Here is a 16,215-nt window from a genome sequence, read left to right as displayed (position 1 = left end):
CGTTTACCAGACGTACATTTCGTGAATCATGCCATCGGCTTCGTCGCGGTAGTTGACCTGGCGCTCGCGGTCGCGCGCATGGGCAGACAGCATGGCCAGGCCGGTGGTCGCCGTTTCGCTTGCGTTGGACAGCTTCTTCCAGCCGATGCCGGACACGCCAACCCAGGCGTTGCGGTCTTCGGCGATGGTCCACAGTGCGGTGAAGCGTTTGTCATTTTGCCACGCCGTCACCGCGCCCACAGCGGTGCCGGCAGCCTGGGCCGGCAGGGCAGGAGAGCTCTGCCGTGCCAACAGTTCGAGGCCGATAGTGGGCACGGGCGGGCTTTGCAGGAGCAGCGCCGTCGCGCCATCGCCGTCGGGTAGCACGGTTGCCGGGCTCATGCTTGGTGCGTCGTACTCCACGACGCCGGATGCCTGGGCGCCGCCAGGTGTCATTGTCGGTTGTGATTCAGTCATGATGTTCTCCGAAATTACTGCGGTTCAGAATACATAGGCTTGCTTGATCACGTTGTCCACTTCGTAGAAGTTGACAGCGCGGCCTGATGCCTTGGCTGCAATCAGGTCGGTCAGCATGTCGTAGAAAATGGCATCGGTTTCATTGGAAATCTTGCGCCATCCGAGTCCCTGGAAATAGGCCCAGGCATTGCGCTGCTGGTCGATGGCCCACAGGCCCGTGACGCGCGCATTGTTCTGCCAGCCGGTGTTTTGAATGGCGTCCACGCCGTGGTTGCGCCAGCTGTCTATGGCGCACTCGCCGTAGGCAATATTGAAGAAGCCGGCATCGCCCCAGGCATTGCCCCAGCTGTTCTTGCAGATCCAATAGCCTGGATTGTCGTTATAGCCGACGATGGAAACGCAATGGCCGCCGGCCTGGCCCCCCGTCACGTGACGGTAGATGCCGCTCTTGTAGCTGAAGAAGTCGTTGTAGACCACGAAGCAGGCGCTGACCGGGCCCTTGGTGGCGATCCACTCTTTCATCTGTGCCGGGTTGTTGGTCAACGCCGTATAGCCGGTAATGCGCGTCAGCCGCTCGGCCGCATTGCTGCACAGGTTGCCTTCACGGTGATTCAGGTCATAGGGGTAGCAGGCTTCGTCGACCACGCCTTGCTTGAAGGCGTCAAACGCGTACTCCGGCCACCAGCCGGTATCGCAGTTGTAGCCCGCCGCCTTGGCATACACGAAGAACAGGTGCGCTTCGCTCAGGTTGATGCTCAGCGCAGGGTTGTTGCGCTGGACCCGCAGGCGTCCTTCCACGGTTGCGATGGTGCCGAATGCCACGCAGGAGCCGCAATTGCCCTGGTCGGTGACATCGGTGACGAAGTTCTTCCCGCCCACATTGCGCAGATCGTAGGCGCTTGGCGCGGCAATGTTCTCGGATGCGCGGGCGCGCAATGCTTCCCGGTTCTGCTGGCTGCGTGCCGCAACCTGGTCGATCGATGCTTCGCCGGGCGGCGGCTTGACGCCCAGGCGCAGTTGCTGCTCGTCGGGCAGCAGTACGGACATGGTGGTCACTCCAGCCTCCCAAGGATCGCCTTCTTTTGCGAGTGCATCCTTGATCTGCTGGAGGGAAATGGTTTCAATAGTCATGGCCTTCTCCTGATGAAGCTGATGGGATTTCCTGCTTGCTCTACCCTGTGAATACGGGGCCATGGGAGCAGCTTGAGTATAGGAGGCGGTCGATATTTCAAGTCCCTTGAATGCGCGGGGATTGAGGTATCTCAAAGCTCCCGCGCCTTGTGCGGTCGACGCCGCAATGAAAAAGGCCGCCCGAAGGCGGCCTGGGCTGAACGCGCTGGCGGCTCAGTCTTGTGCGTAGATGTTGTTGTCCTTGGTCTCACGGATGAACAGGGCGCCAATCACCAGGGTGGCCAGTGCGATCACGATCGGATACCACAGGCCGTAGTAGATGTCGCCCTTGAACGCCACCAGTGCGAAAGCAGTGGTGGGCAGCAGGCCGCCGAACCAGCCGTTGCCGATATGGTATGGCAGCGACATCGAGGTATAGCGGATGCGGGTTGGGAACAGTTCCACCAGCATCGCTGCAATCGGGCCGTACACCATGGTCACGTAAATCACCAGCACCCACAGGATCAGCACCATCATCGGCTTGTTGATCTGCGCCGGGTCGGCCTTGGCCGGATAGCCTGCCGCCTTCACGGTTTCAGCGACGGACTTTTTCAGCTCGCCTTCCTTCTTCTTCGAATCGGCATCGAAGTTGAGGCCGTCGGCGGTCATGGTCGCGTTGAAGGACTGGACCTCCTTGTCGCCGACCTTGATCACGGCCACGCTGCCGGCAGGCGCATCCTGGCGGGTGTAGGCGACGGAAGCTTTCGACAGCATCGAGGTGGCGATGTCGCAGGACGACGGGAATTTCTTCTCGCCGGTCGCGTTGAACTGGAAGTGGCACGATGCAGGATCAGCCACCACGACCACCGGCGAATTCTTGATCGCCGATTCCAGCTGCGGGTTGCCGTAGTGGGTCAGCGCGCCGAACAGCGGGAAGTAGGTTGCTGCTGCAATCAGGCAGCCGCCCAGGATGATCCACTTGCGGCCGATCCTGTCGGACAGGCTGCCGAAGAAGATGAAGAACGGCGTTGCCAGGATCAGCGCAATGGCGATCAGGATGTTGGCAGTCGCGATATCCATCTTGAGCGTCTGGATCATGAAGAACAGCGCGTAGAACTGGCCGGTGTACCACACCACCGCCTGGCCCATGGTCAGGCCGAGCAGCGCCAGGATCACGATCTTCAGGTTCTTCCACTGGCCGAAGGCCTCGCTCAGCGGCGCCTTCGAGGTCTTGCCTTCAGCCTTCATCTTGGCGAAAGCAGGGGACTCGTTCATCGACAGGCGGATCCAGACCGAGATGCCCAGCAGTGCCACGGACACCAGGAACGGAATGCGCCAGCCCCAGGATTCAAACTCTTCCAGCGGCATCGAATTGCGGCAGGCCAGGATCACCAGCAGCGACAGGAAGAAGCCCAGCGTTGCGGTGGTCTGGATCCAGGCCGTGAACAGGCCGCGCTTGCCGTGCGGCGCATGTTCCGCGACATAGGTCGCCGCGCCGCCGTACTCGCCGCCCAGCGCCAGGCCTTGCAGCAGGCGCAGTGCGACCAGGATGATGGGCGCCGCGATGCCGATGCTGGCGTAGTTCGGCAGCAGGCCCACGATGAAGGTGGACAGGCCCATGATCAGGATGGTCACCAGGAAGGTGTATTTACGGCCGATCATGTCGCCCAGGCGGCCGAACACGATGGCGCCGAAGGGGCGCACGATGAAGCCGGCAGCGAAGGCCAGCAGCGCGAAAATGAAGGAGGTGGTCGGGTCGCCGACGAAGAACTGCTTGGCGATGATCGATGCCAGCGAACCGTAAAGGTAAAAGTCGTACCATTCGAACACGGTACCGAGCGAAGAGGCGAAGATGACCTTCTTCTCTTCCTTGGTCATCGGCGCGGCCTTGCCGCCGCCCATGCTCCGCCCGTCGGCGGTGCCAGAACTAATTGCCATGATGCTTGTCTCCAGATTAATAGTTAGTGTTCCAAATGCTTCAACGGCAGGATGGAGTCTGGACCAGTATTCTTACAGCATTCTTTCTTGAAACTTACACAAAACTTACAACAGCGCTAATTTAGCGAACGACCGTGCTAAACCTGTGCTATGCTGGTTCGAAACATTCATCCAGAGGAGACACCCATGACCGAAGCAGTCATCGTTTCAACCGCGCGCACCGGCCTCGCCAAATCCTGGAAAGGCGCCTTCAACATGACCCACGGCGCCGGCCTCGGCGGCCACGTGCTGCAGGCGGCCATCGCACGCGCCGGCATTGAAGCGGGCGAGCTGGAGGACGTCATCATGGGCTGCGCCAATCCGGAAGGCGCCACCGGCGGCAATATTGCGCGCCAGATCGCCTTGCGCGGCGGCGCGCCGGTCACCGTTCCCGGCATGACCGTCAATCGTTTCTGCTCTTCCGGCCTGCAGGCCATCGCCAGCGCCGCCCAGCGCGTGCTGGCGGGCGAGGGCGAGATCTTCGCGGCCGGCGGGGTGGAGTCGATCTCCTGCGTGCAGCAGGAAATGAATATGCACATGTACAAGGACGTCTGGCTGAACGAACACAAGCCCGCGATCTACCTGCCGATGCTGCAGACCGCCGAAATCGTGGCCAGGCGCTATGGCATTGCCAGGGAACGCCAGGACGAGTACGGCGTGCAGAGCCAGCAGCGCGCCGCAGCCGCGCAGGCCGCCGGCCGCTTCGATGCCGAGATCGTGCCGATGACGGTCACCATGGGCGTGGCCGACAAGGCGACCGGCATGCTGGGCACGCGCGAAGTGACGATTGCGGCCGACGAGGGCATCCGCGCCGGCACCACCATGGAAGCGGTGCGCGGCATCCGCACTGCCGTGCCGGGCGGCGTGATCACGGCGGGCAATGCCAGCCAGTTCTCCGACGGCGCCTCCTGCGCCATCGTCATGAGCGACCGCATTGCAGCTGCCAAAGGCTTGCAGCCGCTGGGCGTCTTCCGCGGCTTCGCCGTTGCCGGATGCGAGCCGGACGAAATGGGGATCGGCCCGGTCTTCGCGGTGCCGAAGCTGCTCGGGCGCACGGGTCTGAAGGTCGAAGACATCGGCCTGTGGGAGCTGAATGAAGCCTTCGCCGTGCAGGTGCTGTATTGCGCCGACAAGCTTGGCATCCCGATGGAGCGGCTGAACGTGAACGGTGGCGCCATCGCTGTGGGCCATCCTTATGGCGTCTCCGGCGCCCGCATGGTCGGCCACGCGCTGATCGAAGGCAAGCGCCGCGGCGTGAAATATGTGGTAGTCACCATGTGCATCGGTGGCGGCCAGGGCGCGGCAGGCCTGTTCGAGGTGGTGTGATGTCGTCCCGGCTGCTGAACCGCCGCGATATCGAATTCATGCTGTACGACTGGCTCGACGCCGAAGGGCTGGCCGCGCGTCCGCGCTTCGCCGACCATAGCCGCGAAACCTTCACTGCGGCCCTCGACACCGCCGAGCAGATCGCCACCGACCTGTTCGCCCCGCATAACAAGCTGAGCGACCAGCAGGAGCCGCAGTTCGACGGGGAACGCGTGAGCGTGATCCCGGAAGTGAAGCGCGCGCTGGACGCCTTCTCGGCAGCGGGCCTGATGGCCGCCGGCCAGGACTACGCGCTGGGCGGCATGCAATTGCCGCTGACGGTGGAAAAGGCGGTCACCGCCTACTTCACCGCGGCCAACATGGCCACTGCGAGCTACGCCTTCCTCACTATCGGCAACGCCAATACCCTGCTCAAGTGCGCATCCGCGGCGCAGGTCGAGCGCTTCGTGCGGCCAATGCTGGAAGGACGCTGGTTCGGTACCATGTGCCTGAGCGAGCCGCAGGCCGGCTCCAGCCTGTCCGACATCGCCACCCGCGCCGAACCGGATCCCGACACCGAAGGCCAGTACCGGCTGACCGGCAACAAGATGTGGATTTCCGGCGGCGAGCACGAACTGGCCGAGAACATCGTACACCTGGTGCTGGCCAAGATTCCCGGCCCGGACGGCAAGCTGGTGCCCGGCGTGAAGGGCATTTCGCTCTTCATTGTCCCCAAGTTCCTCGACAACGGCGAGCGCAACGACATCGCCCTGGCAGGCCTGAACCACAAGATGGGCAATCGCGGCACCACCAACTGCCTGCTGAACTTCGGCGAAGGGCGGCAACTGCCCGGCGGCCGCAGCGGCGCCGTCGGCTACCTGGTCGGCCGCGAAGGCCAGGGCCTGCTCAACATGTTCCACATGATGAACGAGGCGCGCATCGGTGTGGGCCTGGCGGCCGCGGTACTGGGCTACACCGGCTACCTGCACGCTTTGGATTACGCCCGTGAGCGCCCGCAGGGCCGGCATCCGGCAGCCAAGGATCCGGCCTCGCCGCAACTGCCCATCATTGCCCACACCGACGTGCGCCGCATGCTGCTGGCGCAAAAAGCCTACGCCGAAGGGGCGTTGGGGCTGTGCCTGTACAGTGCGCGCCTGGTGGACGACGAGCATACCGGCGAAACGCCGGAGATCCGCCAGCGCGCCGGCCGCTTGCTGGAATTCCTGACACCGATCACCAAGTCCTGGCCCTCGCAATGGGGGCTGGAGGCGAATAACCTGGCGATCCAGGTGCATGGCGGCTACGGCTACACCCGCGAGTACAACGTCGAGCAGTTCTACCGCGACAACCGCCTGAACCAGATCCACGAAGGCACGCACGGCATCCACGGCCTGGACCTGCTGGGCCGCAAGGCCAGCATCCATGACGGTGCGCTGCTCAAGACCATGGCCGAGGAAATCCGCGCCACGGCGCACAGCGCGCGCGGCGCCGGCCGCGGCGCGGACGCGCGCCAGCTTGTCGCCCACGCCAATGCCCTCGATGCCGCCTGGCGCCGGGTTGAAGAAGTGACGCAGGCCCTGTATGCTGCCCCCGACCTTAACCGGACCCTGGCCAACGCCACGGTCTACCTGGAGGCGGTGGGGCATGTGGTGGTGGCCTGGATCTGGCTGCAGCAAGCCATGGCGGCTGTGGCCGGGCTGCCGGAAGAGGACAACTTCCGGCGCGGCAAACTGCAAGCCTGCCGCTATTTCTACCAATGGGAGCTGCCCAGGGTCCAGCCGCAGCTGGACCTGCTGGCCGCCCTCGATACGACCACGCTCGACATGCAGGACGCGTGGTTCTGAGGAGTAACGAATGATCAAGCACATCGTCATGTGGAAGCTGAAAGACTATGCCGAAGGCGCCGGCCGCGCCGCCAACGCGGCCAAAATGAAGGAGCAGTTGCTGGCCTGTGCCGGCATCGTCCCCGGCATCCTGAAGCTCGAAGTGGCCATCGCCGAACCGGGCCTGGAAGCGACCTGCGACGTCGTGCTGTATTCCGAATTCGAAAGCAAGCAGGCGCTCGACGCCTACCAGTCGCACCCGCAGCACCAGGCACTCAAACCATTCTTCAGCGCTGTGCGCGATGCGCGCCAGTGCATGGATTACACAATTTAAGGACTCGACCATGCGAACTACCCAGGAACTCTTCGACCTCAAAGGCAAGACTGCACTCGTCACCGGCGGCTCGCGCGGCCTGGGCCTGCAAATGGCCCTGGCACTGGGCGAACTGGGCGCGAAGGTGGTGGTCACTTCGCGCAAGCAGGCCGACCTGGACGAAGCGGTTGCCGTGCTGAAGGAAAACGGCGTCGAAGCGTTCGCCATCGCCGCCGACCTGGGCAAGGAAGCATCGATCGACCCGCTGGTGGACGCCGCGCTGGACGCGCTGGGCGGCCATATCGACATCCTGGTCAATAACGCCGGCGCCACCTGGGGCGCCCCGGCGGAAGACTATCCGCTGGAAGCCTGGGACAAGGTGATGAACCTGAACGTGCGCAGCATCTTCCTGCTGTCGCAAGCCGTCGGCAAGCGCTCCATGATTCCGCGCCGCTCCGGCCGCATTATCAATATCGCATCGATTGCCGGCCTGGCCGGCAATGGCCCCGGCACCATGAAGACCGTCGCTTACAATACGTCCAAGGCGGCCTTGATCAACTTCACCCGCGCCCTCGCAGGCGAGTGGGGCGAGTATGGGATCAACGTCAACGCGCTGGCGCCGGGCTTCTTCCCGTCGAAATTGAGCGCAGGCGTGATCAAGGCCATGGGTGAAGACAAGCTGGCGGCTGCAGCGCCGCTGCAGCGCCTGGGCGGCGACGAGGACTTGAAGGGCGCGGTTGCGCTGTTTGCCTCCGACGCCGGCCGGCACATTACCGGCCAGGTCCTGGCAGTGGATGGCGGGGTCTCGGCGGTCTAAGGAGTTTGCATGTCCAAGTATCATCGCATCGTGCTGGCCTCGCGTCCGCGCGGTGTCGTCGTGCCGGAAAATTTCCGGCTTGAAGAAGTGGAAGTACCGGCGCTGGCCGAAGGCCAGCTCCTGGTGCGCAACCATTACCTGTCGCTGGACCCATACATGCGCGGCCGCATGAGCGAGGCGAAAAGCTATGCTGCGCCCCAGCCGCTGGACCAGACCATGATCGGCGGCACGGTCGGCGAGGTGGTCGAATCGCGCAACGCCAGCTTCGTCGTCGGCGAATTCGTGGCCGGCATGTTCGGCTGGGCCGAGATGGGCGTGTCGGACGGCGCCGGCTTGCGCAAGGTCGATACCAGCGTCGTCCCGGCCTCCGCCCACCTCGGCGTAGTGGGCATGCCCGGCATGACCGCCTGGTACGGCATGCATGAAATCCTGCGCCCGAAGCTGGGCGAGACTGTGGTGGTGTCCGCAGCCAGCGGCGCGGTGGGCAGCGCGGTCGGCCAGTTGGCCAGGCTTGCCGGTTGCCGCGCGGTCGGCATTGCCGGCGGCAAGGCCAAGTGCGATTACGTGGTCAATGAACTGGGTTTCGACGCCTGCGTCGACTACAAGGCCGGCAACCTGAAGGCCGACCTGGCAGCCGCCACTCCGGACGGCATCGACGCCATTTTCGAGAACGTGGGCGGCGAAGTGTTCGATACTGCGCTGGGCCGCAGCAATGCCTTTGCGCGCGTCGCGCTTTGCGGCCTGCTGGCCGGCTACGCCGGCGCCGAGATCCCGATCCGCAACGCCAAGAAGCTGCTGCTAAGCCGCATCACCTTGCGCGGTTTCATCGTCACCGAGCATATGGATATGTGGCCGCAAGGCCTGGCCGAGATGGGCAGGCTGGTCGCATCGGGCCAGGTCAAATACCGTGAAACGATTTCCCAGGGCCTGGCCTCGGCGCCGGAAGCCCTTATCGGCCTGCTGCAGGGCCACAACTTCGGTAAACAACTTGTGAGACTTACCTCATGAAAAACTTCCAAGGCAAGGTTGCAGTCATCACCGGGGGCGCGAGCGGCTTTGGCCGTGAATTCGCGCTCAAGGCCCACTCGCTCGGCATGAAGCTGGTGCTGGCGGATGTGCAGCAGGACGCGCTCGACGCCACAGCCGCAGAACTGCGCGCGCAGGGCGCCCAGGCCGTGGCCGTGCGCTGCGACGTGCGCAAATCGGCCGAAGTGCAGGCATTGGCCGATGCGGCGATGCGCGAGTTCGGCGCGGTGCACCTTGTCTTCAACAACGCCGGCGTCGGCTTCGGCGGCCTGCTGTGGGAAGCGACGGAAGCGGACTGGGACTGGGTGATGGGGGTGAACGTCTCGGGCGTGATCCACGGCGTGCGCATCTTCACGCCCCTGATGCTCGAGTGCGCCCGGCGCGACCCGGACTACGAAGGCCACATCGTCAACACATCCTCGATGGCGGGCGTGCTCTGCCCGCCGGTGATGGGCGTCTACAACGTGTCCAAGCACGCCGTGGTGGCGCTGACCGAAAGCCTGTATCACGACCTGGCGCTGGTGCAGGCCCCGATCGGCGCCTCGGTGCTGTGCCCGTTCTTCGTGCCGACCGGCATCCACCAGTCGCACCGCAATCGTCCTGGCGACACGCCGATGGAAGGCAAGCCGACCGCCAGCCAGATGGCGGCGCAAGCCATGGTGACCAAGGCGGTTACTTCCGGCAAGGTGTCGGCGCACGACGTGGCCGAACTGACGTTCGCCGCCATCGCGGGCGACAAATTCTACATCTTCACCCACCCGCAAGCGTTGGACGGTGTGGCGCAGAGGGCGCGCGACATGGTGGCCCGGAACAATCCGGCCGATCCCTATGAAGCCACGCCGCAGGTTCGTGAGGCCCTGCGCGCAATGTTGTGAGAGAATGCGCGGCATGACGACAACACTCCGCTTTGGCGATTGGGCCGCCATGCAGGCCGACGCGACACCGATCCGCATCGAAGTCTTCGTGCGGGAACAGAACGTGCCTGCCGACCTGGAAATGGACGACAGGGATGCCGTGTGCCTGCACGCCGTGGCCTATGATGCGGCCGGCAAGGCGCTCGGGACTGGGCGCCTGCTGCCTGATGGCCATATCGGCCGCATGGCTGTGCTGCGCAGCGCGCGCGGTGCGGGAGTGGGCGGCGCCATCCTCAAGGGCTTGATGGAAAAGGCCCGCGAGCGCGGCGACACCAGGGTTGTCCTCAGCGCCCAGACCCACGCGGCGGAGTTTTACCTGGCCCACGGCTTCGCCATGGCAGGTGATGTCTTCCACGAAGCGGGCATTCCCCACATCGAAATGCACTACGAATTCTAGGAGTTGAAAATGAAACGTTCGATCATCGCGCTCGGTGTCTGCGCAGTGTTTGGCGCGGGCTTCCTCGCCGGTTCCATCAGCCCGATCCAGGTGGCGCAAGCCCAGGTTGGCGGCGCAGGCGTGCAATGGCCGGCCGCCGCTGCAGCTCCCGCCACGGCCAACGGACCGACCCATTTCTATGCCATCGACACCGGGACCCGTACCTTGATTTCCTGCTCCCGCCAGGGCAAGGAAAAGCCATCCTGTGTGCGGGAGCAGCTTCCTTAACGGATCTGGACTTCGTGCAGTTGTGCCGGGGCGTCCGCGTACAGCTTGACCACGGTGGAACTGCGCGTGCCGTAGTTCGGCGACTCGATCTTCACGGCTGACAGCAGCCGTTCCAGCTCCAGCGGCACCCCGGTTTCCGGCAAGCGCATGTCCGGCGCCCGGGTGGTGTCGGAGAGCATCTCGAAATAGGCGTCTTCCGGCGCGCCAAGGCACAGCAGGCTGGCGAATTGCGCCTTGGTCTTCAGTACTTTCGGCCATGCCGAGTCGAGCAGGGCGTTCGACAGGCCATAGATGCCCGGCTCCAGCGGCCTGCCGTTCCGTGGGTCGTCATTTCCCTTGTTCGAATACCAGACCAGTTCCTTGCCATCGCACAGGACAAGGTTGAAACCGTTGTATTCGCCCGCGGCCGGCGCCACCTGCGCCACGTATTCCTGCGCTGTCATCCCGCCGGCCAGGAAATCGGCCACCAGTTGGCCGCGCGATGGCGCCAGCGGGTTGTGTTCCTGCGGATTGCGCACATTGGTGATCGCGGCAAAGCGCGAGGGGCCGGTAGCGGCGGCGCCAGCCGGGGTGCTTGGCCGCGTGATCCCCATCCAGCTGCCGCCGGCCTTGAGGTCGCGGCCGGCATAGATGTGGGGTGCATCCGGCCACGGTGCCGCAGGCGTCGTATCGCGGTCGTAGAATTCGTCGCGGTTTGCCGCCGCGATGAGGGGCACGCCAGGCACCACCTGCCAGGCAAATACGATCAGGCACATGGCGGCATATCCTCGAATACTTCGACGTGGCGCGGCCCTGCGATCCAGCGCGCCAGCCCGGCTTGCGCCGCCGCTGCGTCGAGCGCGGCCAGGAATGCGTCGCCGGCGCCCGGATAAACCTCCATCCAGGTCTGCACGCCGCCGGGTGCTTCCGGGCGCCGCTTGAGTTGCGCGCCCACCCCATGCGCCGCCGACAGCGACGACTGCATGGCGATAACCGCCGCCTGCAGGCCAGCCGCCTGTGCGGCCTGCACCTTGTAATACACGTAGAGGTCCATGTTCAGACGTCGAGCTTGTCCAGCAGGTAGGGCAGGGGCTTGAACTGCAAAGCCGGCCCGCTGGCCGAGCCGAAGCGCACGTCGCCCGCTTCCAGCGCTTCCAGCTTCATCTCCACCAGGGCATCGACGCCGCCTGCGCCGTTGCGCGCAGTGTTGACCACCATGCCGCAGGGCTGCTCCGGATCGGCCGGCGAGAATACCTCGGCGCCCGGCGCCACCAATGCATCGTCGATGGAAGCGAGCGCGGTGCGGCGCTTCAGCTTGCCCAGGTACTGGCTGCGCGCCACGATTTCCTGGCCCGGATAGCAACCTTTCTTGAAGTTCACACCGCCCAGCAACTCGAAATTGACCATCTGCGGCACGAACTGCTCCTGGGTGCCCGGGCCAACCTGTGGCACGCCCGCATGGATTTCAGACAGGCGCCAAGCCTCGTTGCCGCCCACAACCAAACGGTCCTTCAGCACGGAAGCGGCGGTCGACGCCGCTTCCGGCGACGCCAGCCACAGGTAGCGCGGCGCGCCGAAGGCATCGGCCACGCGCAGTACCGTGCCCAGCGGGTGGTCGATCTTGCTGAACGGCTTGGCCGGCAGCACGTCGAACCAGGTCTGCAGCACAGCCTCCGCATCGCCGCCGCCAATGGCCAGCGTCACGTACTGGTCGGTGACATCGGCCGGCTTGGTCTTGCTGCGCAGGATAAACATTTGCAAACGCTTCTGCACCGCCGGCTGGATTGCGCGCGGCAGTTGCAGGAAGATCGATTCTTCGGTCTTCCACATCAGGAAGGACGCCAGCATGCGTCCCTTCGGCGAGCAATAACCGGCCAGGCGCACCTCGCCCAGGCCCAGGTGCTCGACGTCGTTGGTCAACTGCTTATGCAGGAAACTGGCCGATTCTTCGCCGGTGAAGGCGATCAGGCCCTGGTCGCTGAGCGGGGCGACAAAACCGGTCGCGAGCTGGCTCGTGCTCAGTGTTTCTTGTTCCTGTGTCAAAAGTTGATTCCAGTTATTCATAAATTCCCATATTCTGGCGATGAAAGCATTATCATTACGGCCTTCATTATAGTGATCCCGCGCAAATTCCGCCGGGGGCTTGGAAAACGCTGTCGTCCAGGCTGAAACTGGTTCAAGATTGGATTATCGAACGGGCATTTGGAAATGGCGTTTATCAAGAAGTCGATCACACTGGGTATCCTGGCCGCGGCCGGGGCCGTGGGCGGGTTTGCCTGGTGGGCGGGCCAGCCTGTCATTGGCCAGGAGCCTGCCATTGAGTTCACCATCAGCAAAGGCAGCGGGGCCAGCGCCGCCGGCCAGCAGATGGCCGCTGCCGGCGTGCCGATCCAGCCGCTGATGTTCAACCTGCTGGCGCGCGTGACCGGCAAGAGCGGGCAACTAAAGGCTGGCACGTACGAGCTCAAACCTGGCACGACGCCGATGCGCCTGATCGGCCAGCTGGTGCGCGGCGAGTTTGCCCAAGAGTCCCTGACCATCATTGAAGGCTGGACCTTCCGCCAGATGCGCCAGGCCATTGCCGCGCATACCGGCTTAAAGCACGATACCGCCGAGCTTAGCGACCGCGAGCTGATGGCGCGCGTCAACCCCGAATTCAAGGATCCGGAAGGCCTGTTCTTCCCTGATACTTATCTGTTCGCCAAGAATTCCAGCGAACTGGCCATTTTCCGCCAGTCGCACAGCATGCTGATGAAGCGCCTGGGCGAAGCCTGGGAGAAACGCGATCCCGGCCTGCCCTACAAAACGCCCTACGAGGCGCTGACCATGGCGTCCATCGTGGAAAAGGAAACCGGCCAGAAGTCCGAACGCAATATGATTGCCGCCGTGTTCGTGAACCGCCTCAAGCTGGGCATGCTGCTGCAAACCGACCCGACCGTCATTTACGGCATCGGCCCCAGGTTTGACGGCAATATCCGCAAGAAGGACCTGGAAACCGACACCCCCTACAATACCTATATGCGGGTCGGCTTGCCGCCGACCCCGATTTCGCTGCCGGGCGTGGCTTCGCTGACGGCTGCGCTGGCACCGGCCAAATCCGGCGCACTGTACTTCGTGGCGCGCGGCAATGGCACCAGCCAGTTCTCCGATAACCTGACCGATCATAACCGGGCGGTCAACCAGTACCAAAAACAATAAATGACAACACGCGGTAAATTCATCACTTTCGAAGGCATTGACGGCGCCGGCAAGTCGACCCATATCCAGTTCGTTGGCGAGCTGGTCAAGGCACGCGGCCTCGAGCTGGTCAGTTCGCGCGAACCGGGCGGCACGCCGCTGGGCGAGAAGCTGCGCGAATTGTGGCTGCACGAAACCATGCACGTCGAGACTGAAACCCTGCTGGTATTTGCCAGCCGCCGCGAACACGTGGCACAAGTGATTGAACCGGGCCTGGCGCGCGGCGCCTGGGTCATTTCCGACCGCTTTACCGACGCCAGCTTTGCCTACCAGGGCGGCGGCCGTGGCCTGAGCCGGGAAAAACTGGACATCCTGGCGCACTGGGTGCACCCCAACCTGGAACCGGACCTGACCATCCTGTTCGACGTGCCGCTGGATGTGGCGCGCGCCCGCCTCGATGCGACGCGCGAACTGGACCGTTTCGAGCGCGAGCAAGCCGATTTCTTCATGGCTACCCGCGCCGAGTACCTGCGCCGCGCCGCCGAGGCGCCGCAGCGCTTCCGCGTCATCGATTCCACCCGCAGCATTGCCGATATCCAGGCCGAGCTCGCCCGCATCGTGGGAGCGCTTGCTTGAGCGGCCAGGTCTACCCATGGCAGCAGGGCGCCTGGCAACAGCTGCAGCAGCTGCGCCAGCGCATGCCGCATGCCATCCTGTTCCACGGCGCCAACGGCATCGGCAAGGCCGACTTCATCGAGCAGTTCGCCCAGGCGCTGCTGTGCGAAAACGCGCGCCCGGACGGCCACGCTTGCGGCGAGTGTCCAAGCTGCGGCTGGTTCCAGCAGCACAGCCACCCGGACTATCGCCGCGTGCGGCCGGAAATCTTCGAAGACGAGCCGGGCGAGGGCGAAGAGGGCGAAGACAAGAAGGCCGCCAAGAAGGCGCCTTCCAAAGAGATCAAGATCGAGCAGATCCGCGCCCTGGCCGATTTCATGAACATCTCGACCCACCGCCAGGGTTTGCGCGTGGTGGTGCTCTATCCGGCCGAAGCGCTGAACATGCCGGCCTCGAATGCCTTGCTGAAAACGCTGGAAGAGCCGCCGCCAGGCACGGTGTTCCTGCTGTCATCCAACGGCCTGGACCGCGTGCTGCCGACCATCCTGTCGCGCTGCCGCAAGTTTGCCATGCCGATGCCTTCCCATGCCGAAGCGCTGGCCTGGCTCAAGGAGCAGGGCGTGCCCGATGCCGACAGCTGGCTGCGCGAGCAGGGCGGTTCGCCGCTGGCCGCCGTAGCTGCCTCTGAAACCGGCAACCGCGAAGAATTGGACGCTTTACTGCAGTACCTGGCCCGTCCGAGCGTGGAGGGAGCCCTGAAAACTGCCGACAAATTGCAGAAAGTACCACTCAGCGCCTTGGTATCGTGGCAACAGCGCTGGCTTTACGATCTGTTTTCGTACAAACTTGCAGGTAACATCCGTTATTATCCCCGTTACCAGCGCGAGCTGGCCGGACTGGCGGACAAGGTGAACATCAGCCGCCTGATGGCAGCGGTCAAGGGCGCCAACGAAAGGCGCGCGACGTCCGACCATCCGCTGTCGCCGAAACTGTTTATTGAAGATATGCTTCTTGACTACACTGCTTGCTGTAGCTGAAGAAAGGAAAAAATGAGCGCAAGCCCAACCGAACCAGGTGCCGCGGCCGTCAACCGGCCAACGGTGTTGTCCCTCGCAATCAAGGAAAAAGCGGCCCTGTATGCGGCCTATATGCCTTTCCTGAAGCATGGGGGCATGTTCGTGCCAACCCAAAAGCCATACAAGATTGGCGACGAGATCTATTTGCTGCTGACCTTGATGGACGATCCTGCCAAGTACGCGATCGCCGGCAAGGTCGTCTGGATCACGCCGCCCGGCGCGGCCAATAACAAGACGCAGGGCATCGGCGTGCATTTTCCGGACGACGAGACCGGCACCCGTACCCGCCTGCGCATCGAAGAAATCCTGGGCGCTGCGCTGCGCTCGTCCCGTGCCACCCACACGCTTTAACGCATGACGAAGTTGCGCCACCCACATTTCCGCCACCGCCTCGCCACACTCGACGACCTGCCGACGATTGTCGCGATCTACAACAGCACCGTCGCCTCCCGCGAAGTGACAGCCGATACCGAGCCCGTGTCGCTTGAATCGCGTCTGCCGTGGTTCCACGAACACGAGCCCGGCCGCCGGCCGCTGTGGGTGATCGAGGAGGCGGGGCGCGAGGGCATCATTGGCTGGATTTCCTATTCGAACTTCTATGGCCGTCCCGCCTATGCGGGCACGGCGGAAGTATCGATCTATATCGACCAGGCGTGGCGCGGAAAGGGCGTCGGGCGCTATGCGCTGCAGGAAGCGATTGATTTCGCGCCGCAGGTAAACGTGCATACCGTGCTCGGCTTCATCTTCGGCCACAACAAGCCATCGCTGGCGCTGTTCGAGAAATTCGGCTTCGAGACCTGGGCCACGCTGCCGCGCGTCGCCAACCTGGACGGCGTCGAGCGCGACCTGGTCATCCTGGGCAAGCGCGTCGTCTAGGGCTACTTTGCTGCGGCTTGCTCCGGTTGGTACTGACCTTGGGCAGGCGGCTTCCGGAAAAGCTCCGGCTCCTGCGCAAAGCAAGCG

19 protein-coding genes are annotated in these 16,215 nt (G+C 63.8%); 13 read left to right on the top strand and 6 right to left on the bottom strand.

What is annotated here, in order from left to right; translation table 11 throughout:
• Nucleotides 1-3: 3 nt before the first annotated feature.
• From ACN9MY_RS17335 to ACN9MY_RS17325, 3 genes are all read right to left on the bottom strand, one after another.
• Nucleotides 4-456: a hypothetical protein gene (locus ACN9MY_RS17335; RefSeq protein WP_426161692.1), complete on the bottom strand. Its 453-nt coding sequence runs from the start codon at nucleotides 454-456 to the stop codon at nucleotides 4-6.
• Nucleotides 457-480: 24 nt separating this feature from the next.
• Nucleotides 481-1,587 carry a C1 family peptidase gene (locus ACN9MY_RS17330; RefSeq protein ID WP_426161691.1) on the bottom strand — a complete coding sequence of 369 codons (1,107 nt, stop codon included), beginning with the start codon at nucleotides 1,585-1,587 and terminating at the stop codon, nucleotides 481-483.
• 213 nt (nucleotides 1,588-1,800) lie between these two features.
• A complete protein-coding gene (locus tag ACN9MY_RS17325; RefSeq protein WP_426161690.1) occupies nucleotides 1,801-3,504 on the bottom strand; it encodes an MFS transporter in 1,704 nt (567 codons plus the stop codon).
• Nucleotides 3,505-3,690: 186 nt separating this feature from the next.
• Between ACN9MY_RS17325 and ACN9MY_RS17320 the strand changes: the two genes are divergently transcribed.
• The 8 genes from ACN9MY_RS17320 to ACN9MY_RS17285 are packed head-to-tail and all read left to right on the top strand — an operon-like array spanning nucleotide 3,691 to nucleotide 10,405.
• Entirely contained in the window at nucleotides 3,691-4,869 is a 1,179-nt protein-coding gene (locus ACN9MY_RS17320) for an acetyl-CoA C-acyltransferase (protein ID WP_426335849.1), read from the top strand.
• Complete coding sequence (locus ACN9MY_RS17315; protein ID WP_426335848.1) at nucleotides 4,869-6,692, top strand: acyl-CoA dehydrogenase; 1,824 nt, start codon at nucleotides 4,869-4,871, stop codon at nucleotides 6,690-6,692. Before ACN9MY_RS17320 ends, ACN9MY_RS17315 begins: the two co-directional genes overlap by 1 nt.
• Before the next feature lie 10 nt (nucleotides 6,693-6,702).
• The gene (locus ACN9MY_RS17310) at nucleotides 6,703-7,005 is read left to right on the top strand and encodes a Dabb family protein (protein ID WP_426161687.1); all 303 of its coding nucleotides are present in this window, start codon (nucleotides 6,703-6,705) and stop codon (nucleotides 7,003-7,005) included.
• A gap of 10 nt (nucleotides 7,006-7,015) precedes the next feature.
• The gene (locus ACN9MY_RS17305) at nucleotides 7,016-7,801 is read left to right on the top strand and encodes an SDR family oxidoreductase (RefSeq protein WP_426335847.1); all 786 of its coding nucleotides are present in this window, start codon (nucleotides 7,016-7,018) and stop codon (nucleotides 7,799-7,801) included.
• A gap of 9 nt (nucleotides 7,802-7,810) precedes the next feature.
• Nucleotides 7,811-8,809 carry an NADP-dependent oxidoreductase gene (locus tag ACN9MY_RS17300; RefSeq protein ID WP_426335846.1) on the top strand — a complete coding sequence of 333 codons (999 nt, stop codon included), beginning with the start codon at nucleotides 7,811-7,813 and terminating at the stop codon, nucleotides 8,807-8,809.
• Nucleotides 8,806-9,702: an SDR family oxidoreductase gene (locus ACN9MY_RS17295; protein ID WP_426161684.1), complete on the top strand. Its 897-nt coding sequence runs from the start codon at nucleotides 8,806-8,808 to the stop codon at nucleotides 9,700-9,702. Before ACN9MY_RS17300 ends, ACN9MY_RS17295 begins: the two co-directional genes overlap by 4 nt.
• A 13-nt stretch (nucleotides 9,703-9,715) precedes the next feature.
• Nucleotides 9,716-10,138, top strand: a complete 423-nt coding sequence (locus ACN9MY_RS17290) for a GNAT family N-acetyltransferase (protein ID WP_426161683.1) — start codon at nucleotides 9,716-9,718, stop codon at nucleotides 10,136-10,138.
• 9 nt (nucleotides 10,139-10,147) lie between these two features.
• Nucleotides 10,148-10,405 (top strand): hypothetical protein, encoded by a 258-nt coding sequence (locus tag ACN9MY_RS17285; protein ID WP_426161682.1) that lies wholly within the window; start codon nucleotides 10,148-10,150, stop codon nucleotides 10,403-10,405.
• Here ACN9MY_RS17285 and ACN9MY_RS17280 read toward each other — a convergent pair.
• From ACN9MY_RS17280 to ACN9MY_RS17270, 3 genes are read right to left on the bottom strand one after another with little or no spacing between them, the layout of a single operon-like run.
• Nucleotides 10,402-11,160, bottom strand: a complete 759-nt coding sequence (locus ACN9MY_RS17280) for an NRDE family protein (RefSeq protein WP_426335845.1) — start codon at nucleotides 11,158-11,160, stop codon at nucleotides 10,402-10,404. The genes ACN9MY_RS17285 and ACN9MY_RS17280 overlap by 4 nt on opposite strands.
• Nucleotides 11,151-11,438 carry a DUF4936 family protein gene (locus ACN9MY_RS17275; protein ID WP_426335844.1) on the bottom strand — a complete coding sequence of 96 codons (288 nt, stop codon included), beginning with the start codon at nucleotides 11,436-11,438 and terminating at the stop codon, nucleotides 11,151-11,153. Before ACN9MY_RS17275 ends, ACN9MY_RS17280 begins: the two co-directional genes overlap by 10 nt.
• A gap of 2 nt (nucleotides 11,439-11,440) precedes the next feature.
• Complete coding sequence (locus ACN9MY_RS17270) at nucleotides 11,441-12,448, bottom strand: YgfZ/GcvT domain-containing protein (RefSeq protein ID WP_426335843.1); 1,008 nt, start codon at nucleotides 12,446-12,448, stop codon at nucleotides 11,441-11,443.
• A gap of 144 nt (nucleotides 12,449-12,592) precedes the next feature.
• On the opposite strand from ACN9MY_RS17270, the gene mltG reads away from it, so the two are divergent.
• The 5 genes from mltG to ACN9MY_RS17245 are packed head-to-tail and all read left to right on the top strand — an operon-like array spanning nucleotide 12,593 to nucleotide 16,128.
• On the top strand, nucleotides 12,593-13,582 hold the full coding sequence (gene mltG / locus ACN9MY_RS17265; protein ID WP_426161678.1) for an endolytic transglycosylase MltG: 990 nt from the start codon (nucleotides 12,593-12,595) through the stop codon (nucleotides 13,580-13,582).
• On the top strand, nucleotides 13,583-14,197 hold the full coding sequence (gene tmk, locus ACN9MY_RS17260; protein ID WP_426161677.1) for a dTMP kinase: 615 nt from the start codon (nucleotides 13,583-13,585) through the stop codon (nucleotides 14,195-14,197).
• Nucleotides 14,194-15,213: a DNA polymerase III subunit delta' gene (locus ACN9MY_RS17255; protein ID WP_426161676.1), complete on the top strand. Its 1,020-nt coding sequence runs from the start codon at nucleotides 14,194-14,196 to the stop codon at nucleotides 15,211-15,213. The genes tmk and ACN9MY_RS17255 overlap by 4 nt, the downstream gene beginning before the upstream one ends.
• 12 nt (nucleotides 15,214-15,225) lie before the next feature.
• Nucleotides 15,226-15,603, top strand: a complete 378-nt coding sequence (locus ACN9MY_RS17250) for a PilZ domain-containing protein (RefSeq protein WP_426161675.1) — start codon at nucleotides 15,226-15,228, stop codon at nucleotides 15,601-15,603.
• Between the two features lie 3 nt (nucleotides 15,604-15,606).
• Nucleotides 15,607-16,128, top strand: coding sequence for a GNAT family N-acetyltransferase (locus ACN9MY_RS17245; protein WP_426161674.1), 522 nt, complete (start codon nucleotides 15,607-15,609; stop codon nucleotides 16,126-16,128).
• Nucleotides 16,129-16,215: the final 87 nt, after the last annotated feature.

It is taken from the genome of Pseudoduganella sp. R-31, assembly GCF_049913235.1.
In the GTDB taxonomy this organism is placed as follows: Bacteria; Pseudomonadota; Gammaproteobacteria; order Burkholderiales; family Burkholderiaceae_D; genus Rugamonas.
Note: the sequence above shows the minus strand (reverse complement) of the source record. Positions and strands in the feature narration are given on the sequence as shown.